Source organism: Photobacterium sp. CCB-ST2H9 (assembly GCF_023151555.2).
In the GTDB taxonomy this organism is placed as follows: Bacteria; Pseudomonadota; Gammaproteobacteria; order Enterobacterales; family Vibrionaceae; genus Photobacterium.
In genome coordinates, this window is sequence record NZ_CP100425.1 from 1415599 (window position 1) to 1441236 (window position 25638).

The window sequence follows — 25638 nt, forward strand, 5'->3', positions numbered from 1 at the left end:
TTAAATACCAATGAGTAATGTGTTTGATTTAGACGATGTCAAGCATGCGTCCAATGTTCCTGTTGTTCATGACATTTATGACCTGACCCCGGATGAGCTGCTGCTCAGTCAGGAGCATTATGAGTCTGAAGTGCGTTCGTACCCACGTCGCCTGCCACTTGCAATTAAAAAGGCAACAGGTCTATTGGTTGAAGACAGCCGAGGTCAGGTCTATCTGGACTGCCTGGCCGGTGCAGGTACGCTGGTTCTGGGTTATAACCACCCTGAGATTAACCAGGCAATTATTGATCAGTTGAATGCGGGGATTCCGTATCAGACGCTGGATATCACAACACCAGTGAAAGACAAGTTCATCAAAGAAGTGATGAACTTCCTGCCGGATGAGTTCGCAGCCAATGCGCGGATTCAGTTCTGTGGCCCTTCTGGTGCTGATGCCGTTGAAGCCGCGATTAAGCTGGCTAAACAAACCACAGGCCGTAACGTGATGATGGCTTTCCATGGTGCATACCACGGAATGACCAACGGCACGATGGCGATGATGGGTAACCTGAACACCAAAGCTCGCCGTCAGGGTCTGATGGCAGACGTTCACTTTGCACCATTCCCTTACAGCCTGCGCTGTCCGTTTGGTATGGGTGGCGATGAAGGTGCCAAACAAACTCTGCGCTATCTGGAGCGTATGCTGCATGACGACGAAAGCGGCGTGCAGAAACCAGCGGCCATTATTGTTGAGCCGGTCCAGGGCGAAGGTGGTGTGATTCCTGCGCCAGCATTCTGGCTGCGCGAACTGCGCCGAATCACTAAAGAACATGGCATTTTACTGATTTTCGATGAAATTCAGTGTGGTATCGGTAAAACCGGTTACAATTTTGCCTTTGAAGAGTCTGGTATTACACCGGATATCCTGTGCTTGTCTAAAGCAGTCGGTGGCGGTCTGCCAATGTCTCTGCTGATTTTCGATAAGTCTGTAGATACCTGGCGTCCGGGTGAGCATACCGGTACTTTCCGTGGTAACCAGCTGGCGATGGCGACAGGTGCCAAAGCTCTGGAAATTATTCAGCGTGACAACCTGGTTGAGCACGCACGCGTTGCCGGTCAGTACCTGCGTGAAGGTCTTGAGCGCATTGCGTCTTACGTTGATTGCATCGGCGAAGTTCGTGGTAAAGGTTTGATGCTGGGTCTTGAGATTGTCAAGGCAGGCAAGAAAAACAAATTCGGCGAGCCGGAAGCAGATCCGCAACTGACGCTGCAAATTCAGCGTGCTGCGCTGGAGCGCGGTCTGATCATTGAGAAAGGCGGCCGTCAGGGTTCTGTACTGCGTTTCCTGCCACCATTGATCATTACTTTTGAGCAAATTGACTTCGCACTGGATGCACTGAGCAAAGCGATCATCGCGACTGCAGGTCCTGCGAAAGTGGTTGAAACCTCTGCAGCCAGCGACGCTGACAAGTGGCGTTCATTCTTTATCCACACCGGCGAAGGTGGTGCGGATCAGTTTGAAGCGGCTCTGAACCAGACAACGAAAGTGCTGAAGCAAGTCTTCGAAAGCACAACAGCACCATACTCAGGTATGGAGCCACAGGTTCTGAAAAGCCTGATTAACAATATTGAACTGACAGATCAGCAACTGCCTCTTGAAGCGGTGATTGATCAGGCGGGTGAGCTGATTGCCAAGAACTCAATCATGGTTCAGCACCCGAACTGCATTGCGCACCTGCACACGCCACCACTGGTTCCTGCGGTTGCAGCAGAAGCCTTTATCGCGGCGCTGAATCAGTCGATGGATTCATGGGATCAGTCGACGGCGGCAACTTTCGTTGAACAGAAAGTCGTCGACTGGCTGTGCGGCGTATACGGTTACAGCAAAGATGCGGATGGTGTTTTCACCAGCGGCGGGACACAAAGTAACCTGATGGGCCTGTTGCTGGCACGTGACTGGTTTGCAGATAATCAGTCGGGTCACAACATCCAGAAGCAAGGTCTGCCTGAGTATGCCGGTAAGATGCGTATTCTGTGCTCGAAGAAATCTCACTTCACCGTACAGAAGTCAGCGTCTCTGATGGGACTGGGTGAGCATGCGGTGGAAACCGTAGACACGCATCCGGACGGCACCATCAAACTGGCTTCACTGGTGACACGTATTGATGAACTGAAACGTGACGGCCTGATGCCATTCGCGGTTGTGGGTACTGCTGGTACCACAGACCACGGTGCGATTGATGATCTGGACGGTCTGGCAGATATCGCGGCGCAGCACAGCATGTGGCTGCATGTTGACGGAGCTTACGGCGGTGCGCTGATTCTGAGCCGTCACAAAACGCGCCTGCACGGCATTGAGCGTGCGGATTCGATCAGTGTGGACTTCCACAAACTGTTCTATCAGCCAATCAGCTGTGGCGCAGTGATCATCAAAGACAAGAGTAACTTCAAGTATCTGCTGCACCATGCGGATTACCTGAACCGCGAAGACGATGTAGTACCAAACCTGGTCGACAAGTCGATTGCAACCACGAAGCGTTTTGATGCTTTGAAAGTGCTGATGACTATGCAAGCTGTGGGTACACAGGCACTGGGTGCAATGTATGATCACCTGCTGGGACAGACGCAACAGGTTGCCGATCTGGTGAACCAGTCTGAAGAGTTCGAGCTGCTGGCTGATCCTGCGCTGTCGACGGTTCTGTTCCGCTATGCTGGCGCGAAAGATGCGGATCTGGACCAGTTGAACAAAAAACTGCGTTTTGAGGCACTGGTGAAAGGTGTTGCAGTCTTGGGTGAAACGGTTGTTGATGGCAAAATCGCACTCAAATTAACGATTCTCAATCCATGCCTGACCATGGCGGACTTTGAGAATCTGCTGAATGACGTTAACCAGCTTGCTTGTTCACTGGTTGACTGATCTACGTGGCTTGCCTCAGTGGGGCTGGGGCAAGCCAATGATTTATCTGAAGAAGACGGAATTATTGAAATGGCAATTTTACAAATCGGTGCTGGGGGTGTTGGCTGGGTTATTGCCCATAAAGCTGCTCAAAACAATGATGTGTTAGGTGATATTACTATCGCTTCGCGTACTGTGAACAAGTGCGAACAGATCATTGAATCCATCAAGGGTCGCAACAACATGAAAGATTCAAGCAAGAAGCTTGAAGCGCGTGCTGTGGATGCGGACGATGTCGATGCCCTTGTGGCACTGATCAAAGAGGTTCAGCCCGATCTGGTGATTAACGCTGGTCCTCCTTGGGTGAACGTTGCAATCATGGAAGCCTGTTATCAGGCCAAAGTGTCATATCTTGATACCTCAGTTGCGGTAGACCTGTGCAGCGAAGGCCAGCAGGTGCCGGAAGCCTATGACCCTCAGTGGGCTTTCCGCGAGAAATTCAAAGAAGCAGGTATCACAGGTATTCTGGGCGCCGGTTTTGATCCGGGTGTTGTCAGCGTTTTTGCTGCGTATGCAGTGAAGCATCTGTTCGATGAGATTGATTCTATCGATGTCATGGATGTCAATGCGGGTGACCACGGTAAGAAATTTGCGACCAACTTCGATCCTGAAACCAATATGCTGGAAATTCAGGGCGACTCCTTTTACTGGGAAGAAGGTGAGTGGAAACAAGTGCCATGCCACACCCGGATGATGGAATTCGATTTCCCGCTGGTGGGCAGCCACAAAGTTTACTCCATGGCACACGATGAAGTGCGTTCCATGAAAGAGTTTATCCCGGCGAAACGCATTGAATTCTGGATGGGCTTTGGTGACCGTTACCTGAACTACTTTAACTGTATGCGCGACATCGGTCTGCTGAGTCCGGATCCGGTGACGCTGGGTGACGGTACTGTCGTTGAGCCATTGAAAGTGCTGAAAGCACTGCTGCCGGATCCAACGACGCTGGCACCGGGCTACACAGGTAAAACCTGTATCGGTACCTGGGTTCAGGGCACGAAATCCGGTGAACCACGCAGCGTGTTCATCTATAACAACGCTGATCACGAAGTGGCTTACAAAGATGTTGAGCATCAGGCAATTGCTTACACCACGGGTGTACCTGCAATTACAGCTGCGCTGCAGTATTTCCGCGGACAGTGGGCGGATGCGGGCGTCTTCAACATGGAGCAGCTGAATCCGGACCCATTCCTGGAAACGATGCCTGAAATCGGTCTGGACTGGCATGTTCAGGAACTTGATCCTCGTCAGCCACAAATCAACATCCTGAAATAATCACGGTTGTGAATTTCATTTGATGAGTATTAAGCCGGTGTCGGAAACGACATCGGCTTCTTTAAATAGAAGTGAAGATTATGCAGCATCCGGAATTGAAAACACCGTATTTCATGATTGATGAGACCAAACTGATCCGCAATCTTGAAATCGCAAAAAAACTGAAAGAACTGTCTGGCGCTAAGCTGGTGCTGGCTCTGAAATGTTTCTCCACCTGGGGCGTGTTTGACATCATCAAGCCGTACCTGGACGGCACGACCAGCAGCGGTCCGTTTGAAGTGAGGCTGGGTTACGACACCTTCGGTGGTGAAACGCATGCGTACAGCGTGGGTTACAGCGAAGATGACGTGAAAGAAGTGGCGGATATCTGCGACAAAATGATCTTTAACTCGCAGAATCAACTGGCTGCCTACCGCCATCTGGTGGAAGGTAAAGCTGAGCTGGGTCTGCGTCTGAACCCGGGTGTGAGCTATGCAGGCCAGGATCTGGCGGATCCGGCTCGTCAGTTCTCACGTCTTGGTGTTCAGTTTGATCACATTAACCCTGACGTATTCAGTAACCTTGATGGCGTGATGTTCCACATGAACTGTGAGAACAAAGATGTTGACGCCTTCATCCGTCTGCTGGATGCAATTTCTGAGCAGTTTGGTCCTTACCTGGATCAACTGAAATGGGTGAGTCTGGGCGGTGGCGTATTCTTCACCTGGCCGGGCTACGATGTCGAGAAACTGGCGGCTGCCCTGAAAGCGTTTTCTGAGAAACATGACGTTCAGCTGTATCTGGAGCCGGGCGAAGCCATCATCACACAAACCACCGATCTGGTCGTGACTGTGGTCGATATCGTTGAAAATGAGCTGAAAACTGCGATTGTCGACAGTGCGACTGAAGCACACCGTCTGGATACGCTGATTTATAATGAGCCGGCAACTATCCGCGGCGCCAGCGAGCAGGGTGATCACCGTTATGTGATTGGCAGCTGTTCATGCCTGGCCGGTGATCAGTTCTGTGTGACTCAGTTTGATCAGCCGCTGGAAATTGGCCAGCGTCTGCACATCATGGACAGCGCCGGGTACACCATGGTGAAACTGAACTGGTTCAATGGCCTGAAAATGCCGTCGATTTATTGCCAGCGTGCCAATGGCGAGGTTCAGAAGCTGAATGAATTCGGTTACGAAGACTTCAAACGTTCACTGTCTCAGTGGTCAGTCGCGTAATTTCCGACAGATATAAATTTTGGGCTGGTCGATGACCGGCCCTTATTTTATCTACTTCAAATCAAGTTTGGTGCACATTTTGACTGGTTGAATGAAAATTTAATCAACTGAAATAAAAATGACAATTTTTGTTTGACTCAAATCTGAAAATCAGTAAATTAGCACCCGTACCGCAGCACATGAAGCGGTCTCACAGAATGGCGCGTTGGCAGAGTGGCTATGCAGCGGATTGCAAATCCGTGGACCTCGGTTCGACTCCGGGACGCGCCTCCATATTTCACCAGAGTGATGCGTTCGCTTTGGTTCTGCGAGTCAGACAAAAAGCCAGCTTTTAAAGCTGGCTTTTTTTGATCCTGACTTACCGTGAAAGCTGATTCCAAAACGTCTCCCAGGCTTTCAGATTGCCAAAGTAAGACTGTACCGGAACACTGATCCATTGGCCGTCAATTTCAACCGTCATCGACGGATAGCCGCGCAAATGCTGTTTCATCATCAGGCTGGTGGTGCTGGCAATTTCTGGTTGTACATCTGTCTGAGCAAATATCTCGTTCCAGGTGTCCGCAGGGATCCCCATGTCAGCAGCCAGAGAATTTAATGCTTCAACGCTGTGTACAGTTTTTCCCTGCTGGTAATGGGCCAGCTGAATACGTTTGAGCATCTCTGTGGCGGAGTATCCGCTCTGTGCAGCCGCAAGAATGGCACGAATAGGCAGCATGGAATCAAGCACGACGCTGTCAGCATCACGCATCTTCGCCTGATAGGCTGCGCCAAATTCAACTCCGCTCATCGAATGAATTTTCTGATCACTTTCCAGAAAATGCTGGCGGGTTTCCGGACTCAGCTCCCGGCTGTCGAAGAGGCCGCCGGGGTGCAGGTTCAGCTGAATGTCATCACGCTGTACCAGATGGTCAATCAGGGGGCTGGCGCCGAAGCACCAACCGCAGAGAGGATCGAAAAAGTAATGAACTTTGGTCATTGCGCTTACCATTTCATTTCTCCCATGTGAACCTGAGCACCGATACTCAGCGCCATCGGCAGACCGGCATCCGGATAACGTTTTTCCATTTTGCTGATCACCTGCTGACTGTTGTCACTGGCTTTCACAGTTTGCTGGAATGCCTTGAGGTAATTCAGGGAAAACTGGATGTTTTCAGCGGTCATCGGCGTACCGGCTTTCATATGACCCGGAATGACCGTCTGAGGCTTCAGAGCCTTCATGGATTCCAGCTGTTGTGTCCAGGCGGATTGCTCAGCCTGAGATTGAGCGTCTGCCATCCACAGGTGAACATTGCCATATACCGCAACATTTCCGAGTACTGTTTTACTGGACGGGATCCACAGATAAGGACGGTGTGCCAGTGCACCGGATGTGTCATGAATTTCAACGGTTTCCCCATCAACAGTCAGCGTGGTTTTCTCATAAGCCTCAGGCAGCAGGGTTTTAACCGGTGCGTTCTCACCCATTTTTGGTGTCCAGAATGCCAGTTTGCCTGCCATTTTCTCTTTGATGACTTCACGGACTGCAGGTGTGGTGATCAGACGCGCTTCAGGAAACTGAGCTTTCAGAACCTGAGCACCAAAGTAGTAATCCGGGTCAGCCTGGCTGATGAAAATGGTTTTCAGCGTTTTACCGCTGTCCAGTACCATCGCAGCAATTCGCATGGCATCGGCACGGGTAAAACCCGTATCAACCAGCAGGGCATCATGCTCACCGTAAACCAGCGTGGCATTCACATGGAAGCTGTTGCCGTCGGCATTGTAAACCTGAGTCGATAGTGGTGCGGCTTCAGCCAGAGTTGCAGTTGAAAGGGCTACGAGAGATGCTGCCATTAAAAAAGTCTTTTTCATTGTTTGCTCCAGATAATGTCATTGGGAATGGCAAGCATCATAGCGATCTCATTCGATTGGATATAGAATCAATCTTCAACAACATTGTTTCTTAAATCGGACAAATAAATGGACAGACTGACCGCAGCAAAAGTGTTTATTGATGTCGCGACCACAGAAAGCTTTACTGCAACGGCAGAACGGCTGGAGATGTCCCGTTCGATGGTGACCCGTTATATCGCCACGATGGAGGCATGGATGAAAACCCGGTTGTTGCAGCGCACGACACGTAAAGTGGCGCTGACCACAGCCGGACAGCTTTGTCTGAAAGAAATGAAGCACTGGGTTGAGCAGGCCGAGCAGATCGCCGTGACGCTTCAGCCCACTGACAGTCTTTCGGGGCATATCCGGCTGACAACCAGTATGTCCTTTGGCCATGCGCAAATGGCAACAGCGCTACAGGCATTTTTGGTGAAACATCCTGAGGTTTCTGTCGAAGTCGATGTCCGGGATCAGACAACAGACTTAATTGCAGAACGCTTTGATCTGGCAATCCGGATTGCGATGGCACCGGATCCTTCTTTAATTGGTAAACCCATTGCACGGTGTGACTCCGTGCTGGTCGCTTCGCCGGAATATCTGGCCAGTGCTCCGGCAATCCTTTCGCCCGGTGATCTGTCACAGCAGCAATGTCTTGGCAATCGTAGTTTCGAGCAGCATGTCTGGCATTTAACAAAAGACGGGATGACTGAGTCTGTTGAGGTACAGTGCCGGTTTGTGTCAAACGAAGCGACGGTGCTGAAATCAGCCGCGCTTGCAGGTGCTGGAGTAAGTATGCAGCCAGCCTACCTGGTCGTCGATGAGCTCGCAGAGGGGCGTCTGAACGTGGTGCTGAGTGATTGGGCGCCTAAGTCCATGTCGATTTATGCTTTGTATCCATCGAGAGAATATTTGCTCCCTGCAGTCAGGGGACTGATTGACCATCTGGCGCAGTTTTTTGAAGGGATCAAGTGGTGAACAGAGGCTCTTTCCTGAAGGTGATGTAAATAAAATTGAACAAAATCAGAGACACAGACGCTGAGTTCTGATGATTGATGAGAAAGTATAAGTCATATGTTCCATAAAATTTTGTGTCAATAGCTTCATACGTTAGCTTATGAGGAAAAACCAATTTTTATCACTGTTTTGATTGCTAAAGCACATATTCGCTTTGTTGATATGTTTATTGGATATCGCCATGTGGTATATTATGCGCTCACTTTTTCATCGGGTCAGTGAGCTGGGTACGGCGTGAAAACAGGTATTGTCGACATCAATTTATTAGCTGTAAATCAGGATCTATTATTAGAAATTTTTGATGCGGGCAGTGAAGGCCTGTGGGAAATGACCCCGGGAAACGTTGTGAAATTCTATAACACGCGTTTCTACGAAAAATTTGACGTGACTTTAAATGGCTCCCCGCTTCATGAGTGGCTGGCGATTATTCACCCTGATGATGTTGAACAATTCAAAAAGAATGTGAATCAGCAGGTGACGGAGAAAATCAGTCATGTGTCTTCTCAATATCGCATCCGGAATCGGCAGAATGAGTATCGATGGATTGAAGCCATCGGCGTACTCAAGACGAACGAACACGGTGAGCTGCAATATCTGGTTGGTTCACACAAAGATATCACTGAGAAAAAACTGCACGATGAAAAACTCTATCAACTGGCTTACCATGATTCGCTGACCGGCTTAGGGAATCGGCGTCAATTGGTTGAACAGTTGAAAACAATGCAGACGAAGGAAGTCTCGTGCGCCATTGTTACTTTCGGACTGACGAAGTTTTGTCAGTTTGTCGAAGTTTTTGGCTTTCAGGCCGCCAATCGTTTAATACAGTTGTGTGCCGAGACAATTGCTGAAGTCTTTACAGAGACGAATCTGATCTATCGGACGTATTCTGATGAATTTGTAGTCATGCTGAAGGGCAACCTTGAGAAAGATTTCCTGTGCAAGACAATTAATAAAGTCATCACCTTGTTTGATCAGCGCTTCCGCACTGTACATCATATGGCAATTCAAAAATTAAATGCCGGTGTTTATCAATTGCCGGATGACCCCTTTGTTGCCGAAGATGAAGAATCGGTTTTATACAAATCCATGTTGATTATGCGATATGGCCAGGAGCGTGACTCACGGATTGCATTTTATGCGGATGATGAACAGCGGGCCATTGAGCGACACCTTTTTCTGGAAACCGGTATCGAGAAATCAATTCAGGACAACGAGTTCTATTTGATGTTCCAGCCTATTGTTTGCGCATCGACTGGGAAAATCATGAGTGTCGAGTCCTTACTACGCTGGAATAGTGCTTCACACGGCGAAATTAATCCGGGTGAATTTATCGGGATTGCTGAAGCAAATCAGGAAATCATTCCGCTTGGCTATCATGTACTGCATCTGGCCTGTTCTTATATTGCTCAGTATCGTAAAGAGCATCAGCATGACATCAAGGTGTCGGTGAATATTTCTGTGATTCAATTAATGCAGGCCGACTTTGTTCAGCAGTTTTTGTCGATTGTGGATCAATATCAGTTGTCCCCGGGAGCTCTGAGTGTTGAAGTGACTGAATCGGCAGTTTTGGAAACCAACATGTTTGCTGTCGAGCAGCTGCTGACACTCAATAAACTGGGCTTTTCAATTTCATTAGATGATTTTGGCTCAGGTTATTCTTCTTTAAATACCTTCTTTTCTATTCCTTTTACTCAACTCAAGCTGGACCGGTGCATTGTGAATAAAATGGCGGAAGATTCGTCTGTCTATTCCTATGTCAAATTCCTGGTCGCTATGTGTCGTGAGAAGGGGATCACAGTCGTTGCTGAAGGCATCGAAGAGCATGCCCAGGCAGAATTAGTCAGAGAAGCTGGTGTTGATTTCATGCAAGGCTATCATTTCTATCGTCCCATGGTCGGGGAAAAGCTGCTTGATTTGAGAAGAAACTGATACTGTTTTTTCCGTCCACTACTTATTTTGTTTTACTCCTCTCATTGACTTTATGCGACATCTGTTTAGCTTCACCTCAGCAAGCTAAACAAATGTTGTTGTGATGTCAAATTTTCGAGCAGTAAAATTTCCCTGTCTGTTATTTTCAGCGATACCAGGTGCGTTTAGCTGCGCCAATCCAGAATTTATCTTCTATAACATCAATGTGATTGTATTTTGCATGGATACTGGGACTTATATTTTTTATTAAAATATGAGTCATATATCAGTTTCTAAAATGGAATAAATAATTTCATATTCTGAATTTTAGAGTGATCTGGTTTAATCTTTTCTAAATTAATTTCCTATAAAATCCTCAGTCTCAAATATTTTGACAAGTATCGTGTCGATCTATTTTACTAGTATATTTATTAAGTCACATTTTCATGAAAAACATCATTTGTTTTACATTTTCTGCCATTCTTGCTTTGAGCATTGGGAACTATTATCTCTGGCATATGGAAAAGAAAACAGAGGTCCCACCTGAGCAAAGTGTCGAAGAAAATTATCCTGGTAGAGGCTTTGTTGAAGATGGGTATACGGTGGATAAACTCAATTCACAGATCAGTGTGAAACAGTTAAGAAAGCTCGTTCTCCAGGATGAACAAGCAATGTTGCAAGAGCAGGCATCAACCCCACAAGAAAACGATAATTACGATCTCAATCAACTGAATGAAGAAATTTCCTCATTACAACAATATTTGAATAAGGAAGAATAATGCGTCAGTTCATGTTGGCTTTCCTCACGCTATTTACCTCTGTTTCATACGCCACGACGATCGGAACTTTACCCGGTGAGCTTTTGGTGGATTCAGGTGCGGCGATGTATCAAATTCCGTTGCAATTGCCCGAAGGGCGTGGTGGAAACACGCCCCAGCTGACGATTTCTTATAGCAGCCAAGGAGCAGGATACAGTTCGTTAGGCCCTGGCTTCTCCTTATCTGGATTAAGTGTGATTACGCGATGCGGTTCAACCTTTGGCACGGATGGTTTCGCGCGTTCCCCGAATTATACATATGAGGATAATTTCTGTCTGGACGGCTCACGCCTGATATCCGTGTCTGGTCAGCGGGGCCGGAGTGGATCGCGTTATCAAACGGAAATTGATCAGTACAGTCAGATCACACTTATTGGAGATACATTAGGTAGCAGCAGTAAATTTGTCGTCAAAACTAAGTCTGGTGATGTATTAACCTATACAAATGACGCTGAAAAATCTGCCTGGTTACTGACTGAATCCACCGACACGGCTAACAAAAATATCATTCAGTACAGATATACTGCGAACAATCTGATTCACAAAATTACTTATGATGTCTTCAGTATTGATTTTGCTTATCAGAATCTCACAAGTTCTGTCCAAAATGGTGTGCTTGCGAAAGTTAATGGCAAAGTTAAGAGTCAATATGAAAAACTGAATAAAGTCACTGTTTCAGTTAATGGGAAGCTGAAAAACTATTATCAATTGACATACACTGGCGATGATTTTAAAACAAACACACCTGCACGCCTCACGGCAGTTCAATACTGTAATCGTAATGGTGAGTGTTTGCCGAAAACGAGTTTTCATTGGAAAAACAATACTGCATTCCGCTTAAATGAATCAATAGCAATCACAATGCAGAGATGGTCATCTAATGGATTATCAGAAGGTGCCTGGGTCGATGTGGATGCAGATAAAAAGCTCGATTATTGTCAGAAGTTTTACCGAAGTACAACTGATGACCCATTTGGTTTTCATGCCAAGCAGCTTATATGTAATCTGGGTAACGGCAAAACATTGGCTCATCCGTTTAAGTATAAAGATGCGAGTGAAAGCTGGTGGCTTGATGTCAATAATGATGGAAAAACTGAATACTGCCTTCTCTCGGGTAGTAATTTATATTGTTCAAATTTTTCAACGAGTGGTGTAACGAGTTTCTCAATCCATATTGGCGCATGGGGGACGGATAAAGATCGGCGTTGGTGGCTGGATTTTAATGGTGATGGCAGAATTGATTTTTGCCGCAGTGATGGCAGCTTACTTCGTTGTAGTATCAATAAAGATGGTCGATCCTTCTATGAGAAGAAATTCAATATTTCAAACTGGGGGGATATTAAAAGAACATGGTGGGCCGATATCGATGGGAATGGCTTTCAGGATTATTGCCGTGCTGTAAGTGATGCTGGCCACGGCGGTACGCTGAGATGTGATCTCTTTAATGGTGACAGAATTTTCGCCACAAAAGATCTTCATATTGATGACTGGGGTTATGATGATCGCCGTTGGTGGACGGATGTAAATGGTGATGGTGCCAGTGATTATTGCCGTGCTGTAGGTGATAAATCAGGCGCAAATAGTAGAATGCGTTGCTCGCTGGGTTCAGTTGGTAAAGTGAGTGAGCTAAAGACTGGTTTTGAAGTCTCAGGGATTGACTGGGGTTACAGTGATAAACGCTGGTGGGTTGACTTCAATAAAGATGGCAAACCAGAGTATTGCCGAGCTGTCGGTGAAAAGCATAATACTTATATGCGTTGCTCAACAATGAGCGGTAAAAATAGCTGGGTAGATTATACATTTGGCGTGAATGATTGGGGATATAGAGATCATCATTGGTTACAGGATACGAATAGTAATGGCAACGTTGAATACTGTCGCCATGTGGGTGATAAAAATAATGGTTATATTCGGTGTAGCGAAAACACAACGATTAAACCATCGCCAAACTTATTGACAGGTGTAACGAATGGGTTGGGACATCACTCATCTGTTACTTTTACGACGTTATTTGACAGTCATACATATCATAAAGATGCGTTATATCCTGGCGATACTCGTAAACTGAATTACAAGTTTCCGAAGCTGAATGCATTCGGTCCAATGTATATTGTGAAACAGCTCAAATCAGAAAATGGAGCTGGCACCAATATATTTAATACCTATGATTTCACCTATGGCTCTGCAAGTTATGATTTACTCGGTCATGGCTTCTCCGGATTTAAGTGGATACAACAGAAAGAGAAAAATAATGATCAACTCACTCGTGTTCGTGAAACCTATTACAACACTGATTTTCCACTCAATGGCACAGTCAAAGAAAGCAGTGAATATTATGGAAATAAATCTGTATTATTGAATCAAAGTCAAACTGAGTTTGAGAGTTCGGTTGCTTTGACTGCATCACATTACGATCAGCAGATTGCCGAGACCGTTAGCCTCAGCCCGTTATTTGGCAAAGTTGAAATTTTGTCGGCTGCTGAAACGAATCGATATGAATTGCATCAGGTGAACGGAAAAAGTTACCTGAAAGCACCGGATAAATTTATTCCAATTCATGGTGATGCTTTCATTCCGATCGTCATTCCGTCAAATGAGTACTATGAATTTAATAAAACCGGCGCCTATTCATATGATCAAAATGGTAATCCAAATCATTTTGCAACTGTTCGAAGTTTATCCTCGGCAGAAATTAATTCAATAAAGCCTCATATTCAAAGGCGTTCAAATTCAACCTATGAGATTTCTAAGACGGGCACTGTATCAAATGGTAATCAGTACCAAATCTTAACGAGAACAGCGAACAGAGTGACGACGGCTCGTGTCTACCAAGTTGAACAGAAAAAAACGACGGAACAGAGTTATGATCTGAGCGGCCAGCTCGTTTCCACTGTGGTCACTGAGAATAGTGACGTCGATGAATTTGGAAATGTAGGCACTGTGACGGTGTCGACCACAGCAAAGAACCCGGTGACGCTGGCACAGGAAACGTTTACAAAACAAACGAATAGTGTTTATCAAAACGATACAACCAAATGGCATCTGGGCCGTTTGATGGCATCGACTGTGACACATACGGATCCGAACGGCAGGACTGAAACCAGAGAGGCCTCGTTTGATTATGATCCTGCGACTGGCTTGCTGACGCAAGAAGTGTCTGCCGTAGGGAGTCGTTTAGCATTGACGACAATGTATACCCGCAATGACGAAGGTGTTGTTGAGTCAACACAGGTCAGTGGTTATGCAGGTAATGGCGTAATTGCGCAAAGAAAATCGACGGTTGAGAAAACTTACAGCGGTAATTTGGTCACGGTTGTGACAACAAATGCAATGGGTCAATCGTCAACGCAAACAATCAACCGATATGAAAACACGGCAATCGTGAAAGATAGTAATGGGCTGGTCGCAGCATCCTATTACGATGATTTTGGCCGGGAAACGAAGAAAGAAGTACTCAAAGGGACTGCTTCTCAGCTGAATACCTCAATTCAGTATTTGCCGGCAAATCATTCACTTTGCGATTCTCTGAAGCCTAATGATCAGATTGTTTATTGTGTGGTCTCAAAATCAGATGGGAATGGTGAAACCAGACAGTTCTTCGACAAGTTTAAACGTGAATGGCGGTCCGCTACGCTGTCTGTGGGTGGAAAACGCTGGATCCTGAAAGATACCTTTTACAATGGTAAAAATCAGATTGTGAAAGTCAGCCGTCCTTATTATCAGGGCGATACACCACAATATTCGAATACGACTTATGATGCATTGGGTCGTCTTCAGTCTGTCTCAGAGCCGGGTCCTGCCGGGAAAGGGGATGTGTATGCCTCCTATGCCTATGCGCCGATGACGGTGACTGAAACGGATGCACTTGGCCGGAAAAAAACAACCTTTACCAATGCGATGGGATGGGTGATCCGCGTCGATCAACCGCTCTCGGCCAGCGTTATCAATGAATACACGCCGACAGGTCAATTAGCCAAAGCAACGGGTGCCGGTGGTGATGCTATCACCAATACCTATGATGACCTCGGGAATAAAAAATCCACCCAGGATCCTGATTTAGGCTTTTGGCGCTATGAATACGATGCGTTCGGAAATCTGCTGAAACAAACGGATGCCAAAGGGCAAAGCGTTGTCATGCAATATGACGCGCTGAACCGGATGGTGAAACGGATCGACGAAAAGCGGATCGTTGAAAATCAGCAACCGAAAAGTGTGTTGACTGAAAGTCAGTGGTTTTACGACAGTCATGGCGGGGAAACCTGGCAGGGGGCATTGATTCGCTCTGAGGCTCCGGGTTACATAAAGAAACTGAGTTATACGAGCCTTGGCCAACTGCACAAAGAGGAAATCCTTACGGCTGACCATACGTTCACGCGTGAGTTTGTGTATGATAAGCTTGGCCGGGTTGTGAAAGATGTCCGCCCGAATAACTTTACACTTGAACATGAATATGACGCTATCACTGGTGTGATGACTGGTGTTTCTGGTGCGCCAAGTCAGTTCAAGCTGGACTTTAGTCCAACAGAATACAAACAGGTGATTCAACCGCTGCTGGCAGAGGCACTGGCGAAAGCATCTGACTATGTTCATAAGTCGAAAGAGCTGCAACATCAGGCGGTGACATACAGCCAACGCCGTGAGGAATATGAGTGGCTGTTGGAGCAAGTGAAGAATATCAGTGGTGGCAATTCGGATATCGATAGTCACGTCAGCCATAAAACGCTGACAGTATATCGAGATGCGCAAGGTGATCTGTATCTGGAAGTGCCGGATACCTTTGTGCTGATTCACAATGACGTCAGCATTCCGGTGATCACACCACCGGCGTATCACTTGAAACTGGTTGGTGATCAATTAAGCAAAGTCAGCCTGTCTGAGTGGGCGAGTAAAGTTTCGGGTCTGACAGCAACCGGAGAAACCGCATTCTTCGGTGATTATAACAATGATGGTGTTTACGATCTGACCCGTCTGGGGATCAGTAAATCCATGCCTCAGATATACGACAGTCTGGTCAGCAAATACTTCCAGCGTCTGAATCAGCTGGCGGCAGAGATCCAGCGTCTGGAGTATGTGGAAGAACATACCCGCATGCAGGCAACAACCTATGCGGCAGCAGCGGCGCAGCTGGTGACACTAACCAAACAGACCATGCTGGTGGCATCCCGCTATGAGGACCTGGGCGAGCAGAACCAGATTCAGTATGCCCAGCTCACAGAGCTGACCGAGAAGCAAATCGATCAGAACCGGATTTATTACTGGAAACTGAACAGTCTGGATGCTGAAGGGCGGATTACCGCTGAAACCTATGGTAACGGTTTGCTGAATCAGTACGACTATAACGAGGGTAATGGTCAGTTACAGAATATTTCTACCCATCAGGGGAAAAAAGCAAAACGTCTATTGCATTATCGTTACGATGCAATGGATAACGTTCACTTACGTGAAGATGTCATTACGGGAATTTCAGAGTCCTATACCTATGATGGCCTCGACCGATTAAAGACAAATAAAATTGTCGATACACTGGGCTTGAATCGTGATAACCCGTTGTTCAACAAGACCTATCGTGTGGACTACGACGTCAATGGCAACATCACGTACAAATCGGATGTGGGTCAGTACGCTTATCAGGATAAGCAGCATGTTCATGCGGTGACTCAAGCTGGCGAGCGAACTTATACCTATGATCTGAACGGCAATATGCTGGAAGGTGATGGTCGTGTTTTTGAATGGAGCAGTTTTAATAAGCCGACCAAAATTACCCGCGGTGACAGCTGGGCAGCATTTAGTTATGGTCCGGACAGGGCGCGTTTCCTGAAAACAAATCATCAAGGAGACAAAACCTGGTATCTGGGTAAAGCCTACGAGCGGATTGACTACAGCAACGGTGATGTTGAACACAAGCAGTTCATTAGTGCTGGCGGCAAACTGGTCGCGCTCAATATCGACAAGAAAATCACCAAAAACGGTACAGAAGCATCTGTCGACAGGCAGTTGCGTTACTTCCATAGCGACGCACTCGGCAGTGCTGATCTGATTACCGACATCTGGGGCAATGTGGTTGATCGCCGCAACTTTGATGCCTGGGGTAAAGAGCGTGATTTTGTCTGGGAAACCAACCAGACATTTGTTCAGCAGGCATTGCTGACCAACCGGGGTTATACCGGTCATGAGCAGGTTGATGAAGTGGATCTGATCCACATGAACGGCCGGATGTATGATGCGACGCTGGGCCGTTTTGTCAGCGCAGACACCTTTATTCAGGCACCGAACAATAGCCAGTCGTTCAACCGCTATAATTATGTGCTGAATAACCCGATGAAGTATACCGATCCGAGTGGTCATTTCTTTAAGAAGTTGTTTAAAGAAATTGGTCGATTTATGGATAAGTATGCGGTTGCGATTGTACAAATTGCTTTGATAACAATGGCCTCCTTAGTTCCCGGTGCCGGTCCATGGTTAGCCATGGGTATGGCTGCGATGTTTGGTTATGCCCAAGGGGGGGTAAAAGGTGCATTAACATCTGTCGCCACAAGTTTGATGTTTATGGGAATCGGTAATGCTTTTTCAAATGCAAAAATTGCATTTGGGAATGCAGCGTGGGCAACAAAAACACTGGCTCACGGTATTGCTGGTGGCGTTTCTTCGGTGATGAATGGCGGTAAATTTGGAGACGGCTTCTGGTCAGCGGCCGTTACACAGGCATTTGCACCTGAAATCGACGCAAGGATAACCGGAGATGGTGGGGTAGCCGTGATGGGACGTGTGGCTGCTGCAGCCGTGTTAGGCGGGACTGGGTCTGCGCTTAGCGGTGGAAAATTTGAGAACGGCGCTGTGACAGGTGCGTTTTCGAGGTTGTTTAATGATGAGATGCATAGAGAGAGTACAATCTATGATAATTTACCAACTGCGGATGTAGATTTCATTGGGCTTAGTGTAACTATACCATCTAACGTAATTGAGTTTTTTGGTGGAGATACCGGCGGTTATGATATTGGTCTTGAAATTGGATTTTTATTTGGAGGACGGTCTGATGTTGGTCTTTACTACACTCAATCTGCCTCAGATGGATTTTCTATACCTGGTACTCGTAAACAGTTACCTGTAAGTAAAGTAGGTGCTTTTGTTACCTTTGGTAAGGCAGAAGGTAACTTTTATGACTTTGCAGGAACGGGCACGAATATTAGTGCTGGCGCTGGTTTGGTATTATTCAATGGTTCAAAAAGTGACTCGGGCAAGTATGGAGTCAGTGTTAATTTAGGTGGAGGGTACTCTGCTGCTGTTAGTAGAACAAAGACTTCAGTATTGAGCATCCGAGAAGGATTTATTAAGCCAGTGGGTTGTAATGCTTTTGCTTGTTAAGGTGCTATGATGGATAATTCAATTGGGGTGTTACTTATTTTATTTACAATGCTGGTTGTTTTTTATGCATTGAATAGGTTTTGTGTTTTTATGAAAGAAGCGTGGGTAAATAAAATTTTCAATTGGGCATTGATTTTACAATGCTTCTTAGCATTTGCTATTTCGATTATGCTATTCTTATTTATTTCAAACAATACGGAAATGCTGAATATTAAAGTTAGTCCTGCTAATCCACCAGTTAAACGAGGTATTGGGTGGTGATTGTTTAGCGTCATAAATTGGTGTTTTTGACTCACTCAAATCAGTAATTTTGTTGTGCTGAAAATAAACCTAAATAGCACATATAAGATATAGATCATAAAGAATGTTCTCAATATGAAAAAATCGCACTTTTCCATATCGCTGTAGCATGCTCATCATTGAGTGCGCATGCGGATTACAATGCAAATATGACAGGGGTTGTCACTGATGTGTTAACTTACACAGAGAGTAACAATACTTTATTTCGGTTAAATAATCAGCCTTCGTCGCATCCAACTTGTAAAACGGGGTATTTTTCGATAGATGCAAGTGTGCTTGCTGGAACACGTCAACAGGTTTTATTCAGGCTTTTTACGGCTTATGCCAGTGGTAAGTTACTGAATATTTGTTATGATAAAGATGGCAATTGTTCCGGAACATGGATAAGAGCTTACCGGGTAGGATAATTTCACGCGAATAAATCAAAGGGCCGTCACTGATGGCCCATTTGTGTGTGGATTTTATAGAAATTGTTGGGGCGTTATTGAGAGTAGTGTACTTGCCGTGACATTAAAAAAGTCATTGAGGTGTGTGATTTTTACTTTAACAACTTTTCGGTGTGATATATCGCTGAATTTATAAAAAGATAACGTTCCAGGAAGGATTTGATAGGTTTGTAAAAATCTAATCCATAGGATATGGACTGCTGAACACGTTATGTCACCTCTGTCAGTAAAATGATTTCAATGTTCAATCTTTGGTGTGATAAATTTTTTGTAAGGACAAAGGAAATGAAAACAATCTTTAAAATTGCTCTTGGCGTTGTTGGCTTGCTGATGATTCCGAATGCTTTTGCAGGAGTCACTTGTGAAGGGAAAATTCAAAATGTATATAAATGGTTTGATAGACAAACGTTGTCAATCCAGGTAGCAACCCTTGAAGGCTTGACTAATTGGATTCGGATGCCAACTCAGTCGGATGAGTCTATGGCATTAACTGCATTTGCGAGTGGAAAGGCGGTCCAGGTTCGTTGGGAAGGCAACTTAAATATCACTAAATGTATTGATGGGTGGCCGAATAACACAGAATTTGAAGGCTGGTGGCTGATTAAAGGTTAATTTTCTGTATTTCAGTTTTGAATTGTTACAAAAGAAAGAGGGCTATTGTTAATGGTCCTTTTTCGTGCGTTACATGTAAAAAATAATATCCGAAAAGCTTGAATTGTATTCAATATGTAAGTTGTTATTAGTGGGTTGTTGTGGTAAACCCTCAACAATTTCTCGATGGTTTCGAGGTCTCATTTGAAAACAGAGCTTTGGATGTGGGTTTGGTGTGTGTATGATATCCTGATAAACAGTCAAAAAATAAAATTTACCACTAATTATTTGTTGGTTTGATAAATAGTGTGATCGTCTTTTCTCAAGTTTTTAAAGATATATCCGATGTGACAGGGCAGAGGTGGGTTTTTCATTTTTATTGAGGGGATTGAGATCGTGAATTGTGGCGAAAATACAAGCAAAAGAAGTAATGTTCATGGATATGTTGTTGATTCTACCGTCAATGATGCTGATTTTGGGGCAACTGGCACTGACATTTCTGGTGATTGGTGTGGTGATGCTGTTTGTCAGTTATTATCCTTGGTTTCAAAAGTTTTTTCGTTTAGATGGTGCGAAACCTTATTTGCATCTGATCTTATGGGGGAGCTTGTTTCTGGCTGCAATATCCCATATGTTTCCCGATTTTAAAGTTTATTTCATCACGATTTGGGCTGCCATGTATGTCTTGATGAGTGCCAGATATTCTGAGAGATGGAAGAAGGGCCATCATTGATGGCCCTGGTTTTGGATGACTCTAATTTTTTATCGTTATGATGACATTACTCTACGACTTCTACTTCGTCAGGAACCAGGTTGGCGGCTTTAACTCCGGCGATGGCGCAGAACTCATCGAGTTCTGATAAATCGCCGCTGATACCGACAGCACCGAGCAGGCACTTGTCGCTTCCGCGAATGAGGACTCCGCCGGGGACGGGCAGCAGGTTGCCTTCCGCAAGGACATTCACAGCCGACATGAATGCCGGACGTTGCTGGGCATCAATCGCCAGCTTGCGCGAAGAACAACCGAGTGCCAGGGCGCCCCAGGCTTTGGCTATCGCAATTTCAGGACGTAACATGCTGGAGCCGTCCTGGCGTTGCAGGGAAATCAGTTTACCGCCACTGTCGAGTACCGCGACGGTCAGGGGTGCAGCACCTTTGGTCAGGGCAGTGCTGAACGCGCCCTTGGTAATTACCAGTGCATCTTCCAATGTTAAGCTCATAGTGATCCCTCCGATCAAGAATTAACTGACAAAACAATTCTTTTTGATTCAAACGGCAGTCCGCAGGAACTGCCGGGTATTCTGTTCTCTGTGCCACCAATCCATGCTCGGTGAGCGGTTTGACTCCGGAACTTTCTGGTTCCGGTGTCATCTGCTTACCGCCTCGGGATGTTTCCCTGAGCAGATCCTTAACCCACCAGCAGCGGATAGCTCGGCAGGGTCAGGAAAGGTGCAAATTCGTCTGATGTCGACAGCACATCAAACAGTTGTGCCGCATCATCAAAACGTCGGTTCTGACTATTGTTGTCCAGCTCAAACTTCAGGCTGTCGACTTCCTGTTGCAGCCATTGGCGGAATAATTCCGAGGTGAACAGCTGACCGTCATCCAGCGTGACGCCATGGTGAATCCACTGCCAGATATTGGCGCGAGAGATTTCCGCTGTGGCTGCATCTTCCATCAGGCCGTGAATCGGCACACATCCCAGACCCCGGATCCAGGCTTCGATATACAGCAGCGCAATCCGGATGTTTTTCCGCACTCCGGCTTCATTGCGGTGACCTTCACAAGGGGCCAGCAGATCGTCGGCGGTGATGTCATTGGCGGCAGGCGGCAGATAATCCAGCTGATTTGGTTTTCCGCCAAGGCGCTGGTTGAAAACCGTCATGGCGGTATCGACCAGACCGGGGTGGGCGACCCAGGTACCGTCATGGCCGTTTGAGGATTCACGTTCTTTATCCTCAATCACTTTCTCGAGAACCTGTTTCATTTCTTCCGGATCTTTGCTCGGAATAAAGGCAGACATGCCGCCCATGGCCAGTGCACCGCGCTGGTGACAGGTGGCGATCAGCAGCTGGCTGTAAGCTGTCAGGAATGGCTGGGCCATGGTCACATCGTGGCGGTCCGGCAGGATACGGTCTTTGTGTTGCTTCAGCGTTTTGATGTAGCTGAAGATGTAATCCCAGCGGCCACAGTTCATCGCAACAATGTAGTCGCGCATGGCATAAAGAATTTCGTCCATTTCGAAAACGGCCGGCAGGGTTTCAATCAGTACCGTCGCTTTAATCGTGCCGGTTTCTGCACCGAAATAGTTTTCGGTGAAACGGAATACATCGGCCCACCAGGCACCTTCTTCCATGGATTCCAGTTTTGGCAGGTAATAGTAAACACCCAGCCCTTTTGCTGCGCGGGACTGGTAGTTATGAAAGAAGTACAGGCCGAAGTCCATCAGGCAGCCCGAAATGGCTTTTCCCTGAAACTGAATATGCTGTTCCGGCAAGTGTAGTCCGCGAGGGCGGGCAATCAGCAGAGACGGATGGTCATTCAGGACATATTCTTTCTGACGGCTGTCGTCGAAATAACGCATTTCGCCGAGGTTCGCATCACGCAGGTTGATCTGGCCTTGCACCATGTTGTCCCAGCTTGGGGCAGTGGCATCCTCGAAACAACACATAAAGACTTTTGCACCGGAATTCAGCGCATTGATCACCATTTTACGATCTACCGGGCCGGTAATTTCTACCCGACGATCCTGAAGAGGCTCAGGAATGCCAGCAATTTTCCAGCTTTTATCATTTCGGATATCAGCCGTGTCTGCACGAAACCCCGGCAGCTTGCCCTGGTCGAATTCTTGCTGCCGGACTTCACGGCGCGCCAGCAGCGAATCCAGACGGCCAGAGAACTGGCTGACCAGTGCTGTCAGGAAAGCCATGGCATCATCGCTCAGAATCGCCTGATATTCGGGTGACAGTGAATCAACGGCGAGCTGTAGGGATTCGGCTTGTGCCTCTTGATGTTGTTGGGTATCCAATTGCGTCTCCTTAGAACAAACGGTCTATCGTTTTGTATACATCTTATAATTTTCCTATTATCTATACCCCATGAGCCCTCACGAGGTAAAGTGGTTTTTATCACTATGTAAACCTGATGTTGTTTTTCTGTGTCTTTGTTTTTGTTGATAACCTGATGTTTTCAAAAGAATAACTGACCTTGTTGTCTGTTAACTTTGTTTTAAATCGTGAAAGTCCCCTTGCGAAGATCATTTTTGTATGTCTAGAATACAATCATACACAACATTGTATACAATTATGCAGGAGGCACTATGGCGAAGATGAAGGCAATTGAAGCCGCCGTTGAAGTATTGAAAAAAGAAGGGGTTATTCAGGCATTTGGTGTACCGGGTGCAGCAATTAACCCAATGTATGCTGCACTGAAAAAGCTGGGTGGCATTGATCATGTTCTGGCTCGCCATGTAGAAGGTGCTTCTCATATGGCGGAAGGTTACACCCGAACCAATACAGGAAATATTGGTGTTTGTATCGGTACTTCCGGTCCTGCGGGAACCGATATGATCACAGGATTGTATTCGGCTTCGGCAGATTCCATTCCAATCTTATGTATCACAGGTCAGGCACCACGTGCCCGTCTGCACAAAGAAGACTTCCAGGCCGTTGATATCGAAAGTATTGCGAAGCCAGTGACCAAATGGGCGACGACAGTTCTGGAACCTGCTCAGGTGCCACGTGCCTTCCAGCATGCTTTCCACCTGATGCGCTCAGGTCGTCCGGGGCCGGTTCTGATCGATCTGCCGCTGGATGTTCAGCTGGCTGAGATTGAATTCGATATCGACAGTTATGAACCGCTGGAACCTTACAAGCCAACGGCAAGCCGTGCCCAGGTTGAAAAAGCACTGTCGATGCTGAATGAAGCCGAGAAGCCACTGATTGTTTCCGGTGGCGGCGTGATTAACGCGGGTGCAGCCGATCTGTTACAACAGTTCGCTGAAATTACAGGTGTTCCAGTCATTCCGACCCTGATGGGCTGGGGTTCCATTCCGGATAACCATGAGCTGATGGCAGGTATGGTTGGTCTGCAGACTGCGCATCGCTACGGTAATGCGAGTATGCTGGCTTCTGATTTTGTCTTCGGGATTGGTAACCGCTGGGCGAACCGTCATACCGGTTCGGTGGATGTTTATACGCAGGGCCGCAAGTTCGTTCACATCGATATCGAACCGACTCAGATTGGTCGTGTTTTTTGTCCGGATCTGGGGATTGTTTCTGATGCCAAAGAAGCACTGGAACTCCTGGTTGACGTTGCCCGAGATATGAAGGCGCAGGGCAAGCTGGTTGACCGCAGTGCCTGGGTTGCTGAGTGCCAGGAACGCAAAGCAACGATGCTGCGTAAAACGCATTACACCGAAACACCGGTGAAGCCAATGCGTGTTTATGAAGAAATGAACAAAGTATTCGGCGAAGACACTTGCTATGTGAGCACCATCGGTTTGTCTCAGATTGCGGCAGCACAGTTCCTGCACGTTTACAAGCCGAATCACTGGATCAACTGTGGTCAGGCTGGCCCGCTGGGCTGGACCATTCCGGCTGCACTGGGTGTACGCGTGGCGGATCCGAACCGTCCGGTGGTTGCCCTGTCTGGTGACTACGACTTCCAGTTCATGATTGAAGAACTGGCGGCCGGTGCGCAGTTCAACCTGCCTTACATTCATGTTCTGGTGAACAACTCTTATCTGGGACTCATTCGTCAGGCACAGCGTCAGTTCGACATCGATTACTGTGTGCAGCTGGCGTTTGAAAACCAGAATGCCCCTGAACTGAATGGTTATGGTGTCGACCATGTTGCTGTGGTTGAAGGTCTGGGCTGTAAAGCGATTCGTGTCACGGATCCAGAGAACATTGCAGACGCCCTGCGTGAAGCTCAGGTGCTGATGAACAAGCACCAGGTTCCGGTTGTGGTTGAAGTGATTCTGGAACGTGTAACTAACATCGCCATGGGTGTCGAAATTGACGGCATCAATGAATTTGAAGCGCTGGCTGAAAGTCAGGACGATGCGCCAACAGCCATCACCTTCAATCAATAATCAGCCACGAACAGCAAAAGGAATGTGACATGCCGAAATTAGCAGCAAACCTGTCCATGCTTTTTACGGAAGTACCTTTCATGGACCGTTTTGAAGCCGCCGCGCAGGCGGGCTTCCGTGGGGTGGAATATCTGTTTCCGTACGCCTTCGAAGCCGATGCGATCAAAGCCAAACTGGATGCGTTTGGTCTGACTCAGGTGCTGTTCAATCTGCCTGCGGGTGATTGGGACGCCGGCGACCGTGGTATCGCGGTCGATCCCAAGCGCGTAGAAGAATTCCGTGCCGGTGTGCCGGAAGCCATTCGCTATGCGAAAGCGCTGAATTGTACTCAGGTGAACTGTCTGGCAGGGATTGTCCCTGCTGGTGTCACCCCGGGTCAGGCTGAAGCGACTTTTGTCGATAATCTGCGCTTTGCCGCAGCGGAATTGAAAAAAGCGGGCATCAATCTGGTCATTGAAGCAATCAACACCCGTGATATTCCGGGCTTTTTCCTGAACACCACCCGTCAGGGGCTGGACATCATTGAGAAAGTCGGCAGTGATAACCTGGATTTGCAATACGACATTTACCACATGCAAATCATGGAAGGGGATCTGGCAACAACGCTGAGCCGTGAGCTGGGACAAATCCGCCACGTCCAGCTGGCCGATAACCCTGGCCGCCATGAACCGGGCACAGGTGAAATTAACTATACCTTCATGTTTAAGCACCTGGACGAAATTGGCTACGAAGGCTGGGTTGGCTGCGAGTACAAACCGCAGACTACCACGGAAGAAGGCCTGGGCTGGCTGAAAGCATTCAATCAAATCTAA

General features: G+C 47.0%; 16 protein-coding genes and 1 tRNA gene. 13 read left to right on the forward strand and 4 right to left on the reverse strand.

Going from position 1 to position 25638, the window contains the following annotated elements:
- The first annotated feature begins 10 nt into the window (after nt 1–10).
- From L4174_RS06735 to L4174_RS06750, 4 genes are all read left to right on the forward strand, one after another.
- Nucleotides 11–2896, forward strand: coding sequence for a pyridoxal phosphate-dependent class III aminotransferase (locus L4174_RS06735; protein WP_248139774.1), 2886 nt, complete (start codon nt 11–13; stop codon nt 2894–2896).
- Between the two features lie 69 nt (nt 2897–2965).
- The gene (locus L4174_RS06740; RefSeq protein ID WP_248139775.1) at nt 2966–4210 is read left to right on the forward strand and encodes a carboxynorspermidine synthase; all 1245 of its coding nucleotides are present in this window, start codon (nt 2966–2968) and stop codon (nt 4208–4210) included.
- An 80-nt stretch (nt 4211–4290) separates the two neighbouring features.
- Nucleotides 4291–5424, forward strand: coding sequence for a carboxynorspermidine decarboxylase (gene nspC / locus L4174_RS06745; protein ID WP_248139776.1), 1134 nt, complete (start codon nt 4291–4293; stop codon nt 5422–5424).
- 199 nt (nt 5425–5623) lie between these two features.
- Nucleotides 5624–5697, forward strand: a tRNA-Cys gene (locus tag L4174_RS06750).
- An 85-nt stretch (nt 5698–5782) separates the two neighbouring features.
- On the opposite strand, the gene L4174_RS06755 is transcribed toward L4174_RS06750, so the two are convergent.
- A complete protein-coding gene (locus L4174_RS06755; RefSeq protein ID WP_248139777.1) occupies nt 5783–6400 on the reverse strand; it encodes a DsbA family protein in 618 nt (205 codons plus the stop codon).
- Between the two features lie 5 nt (nt 6401–6405).
- Nucleotides 6406–7272, reverse strand: coding sequence for an MBL fold metallo-hydrolase (locus tag L4174_RS06760; RefSeq protein ID WP_248139778.1), 867 nt, complete (start codon nt 7270–7272; stop codon nt 6406–6408).
- A gap of 108 nt (nt 7273–7380) precedes the next feature.
- Here L4174_RS06760 and L4174_RS06765 point away from each other — a divergent pair, with 108 nt between their 5' ends.
- The 7 genes from L4174_RS06765 (at nt 7381) to L4174_RS06795 (ending at nt 20464) form a co-directional block, all read left to right on the forward strand.
- On the forward strand, nt 7381–8268 hold the full coding sequence (locus L4174_RS06765) for a LysR family transcriptional regulator (protein WP_248139779.1): 888 nt from the start codon (nt 7381–7383) through the stop codon (nt 8266–8268).
- Nucleotides 8269–8541: 273 nt separating this feature from the next.
- Complete coding sequence (locus L4174_RS06770; RefSeq protein WP_248139780.1) at nt 8542–10236, forward strand: GGDEF domain-containing phosphodiesterase; 1695 nt, start codon at nt 8542–8544, stop codon at nt 10234–10236.
- A 425-nt stretch (nt 10237–10661) separates the two neighbouring features.
- Nucleotides 10662–10994, forward strand: a complete 333-nt coding sequence (locus L4174_RS06775; protein WP_248139781.1) for a hypothetical protein — start codon at nt 10662–10664, stop codon at nt 10992–10994.
- Entirely contained in the window at nt 10994–18394 is a 7401-nt protein-coding gene (locus L4174_RS06780; RefSeq protein ID WP_248139782.1) for an RHS repeat-associated core domain-containing protein, read from the forward strand. The genes L4174_RS06775 and L4174_RS06780 overlap by 1 nt, the downstream gene beginning before the upstream one ends.
- Nucleotides 18395–18400: 6 nt before the next feature.
- A complete protein-coding gene (locus L4174_RS06785) occupies nt 18401–18655 on the forward strand; it encodes a hypothetical protein (RefSeq protein ID WP_254589127.1) in 255 nt (84 codons plus the stop codon).
- A gap of 770 nt (nt 18656–19425) precedes the next feature.
- Nucleotides 19426–19752 carry a hypothetical protein gene (locus L4174_RS06790; protein ID WP_248139784.1) on the forward strand — a complete coding sequence of 109 codons (327 nt, stop codon included), beginning with the start codon at nt 19426–19428 and terminating at the stop codon, nt 19750–19752.
- A gap of 382 nt (nt 19753–20134) precedes the next feature.
- Complete coding sequence (locus L4174_RS06795; protein ID WP_248139785.1) at nt 20135–20464, forward strand: hypothetical protein; 330 nt, start codon at nt 20135–20137, stop codon at nt 20462–20464.
- A 46-nt stretch (nt 20465–20510) separates the two neighbouring features.
- On the opposite strand, the gene L4174_RS06800 is transcribed toward L4174_RS06795, so the two are convergent.
- Both L4174_RS06800 and aceB read right to left on the reverse strand, forming a co-directional pair.
- On the reverse strand, nt 20511–20951 hold the full coding sequence (locus tag L4174_RS06800) for a heme-binding protein (RefSeq protein ID WP_248139786.1): 441 nt from the start codon (nt 20949–20951) through the stop codon (nt 20511–20513).
- A 188-nt stretch (nt 20952–21139) separates the two neighbouring features.
- Nucleotides 21140–22699 (reverse strand): malate synthase A, encoded by a 1560-nt coding sequence (aceB, locus tag L4174_RS06805; RefSeq protein WP_371929398.1) that lies wholly within the window; start codon nt 22697–22699, stop codon nt 21140–21142.
- Nucleotides 22700–23050: 351 nt separating this feature from the next.
- On the opposite strand from aceB, the gene gcl reads away from it, so the two are divergent.
- Complete coding sequence (gcl, locus tag L4174_RS06810) at nt 23051–24826, forward strand: glyoxylate carboligase (protein ID WP_248139787.1); 1776 nt, start codon at nt 23051–23053, stop codon at nt 24824–24826.
- Between the two features lie 29 nt (nt 24827–24855).
- Nucleotides 24856–25638 (forward strand): hydroxypyruvate isomerase, encoded by a 783-nt coding sequence (hyi, locus tag L4174_RS06815; protein WP_248139788.1) that lies wholly within the window; start codon nt 24856–24858, stop codon nt 25636–25638.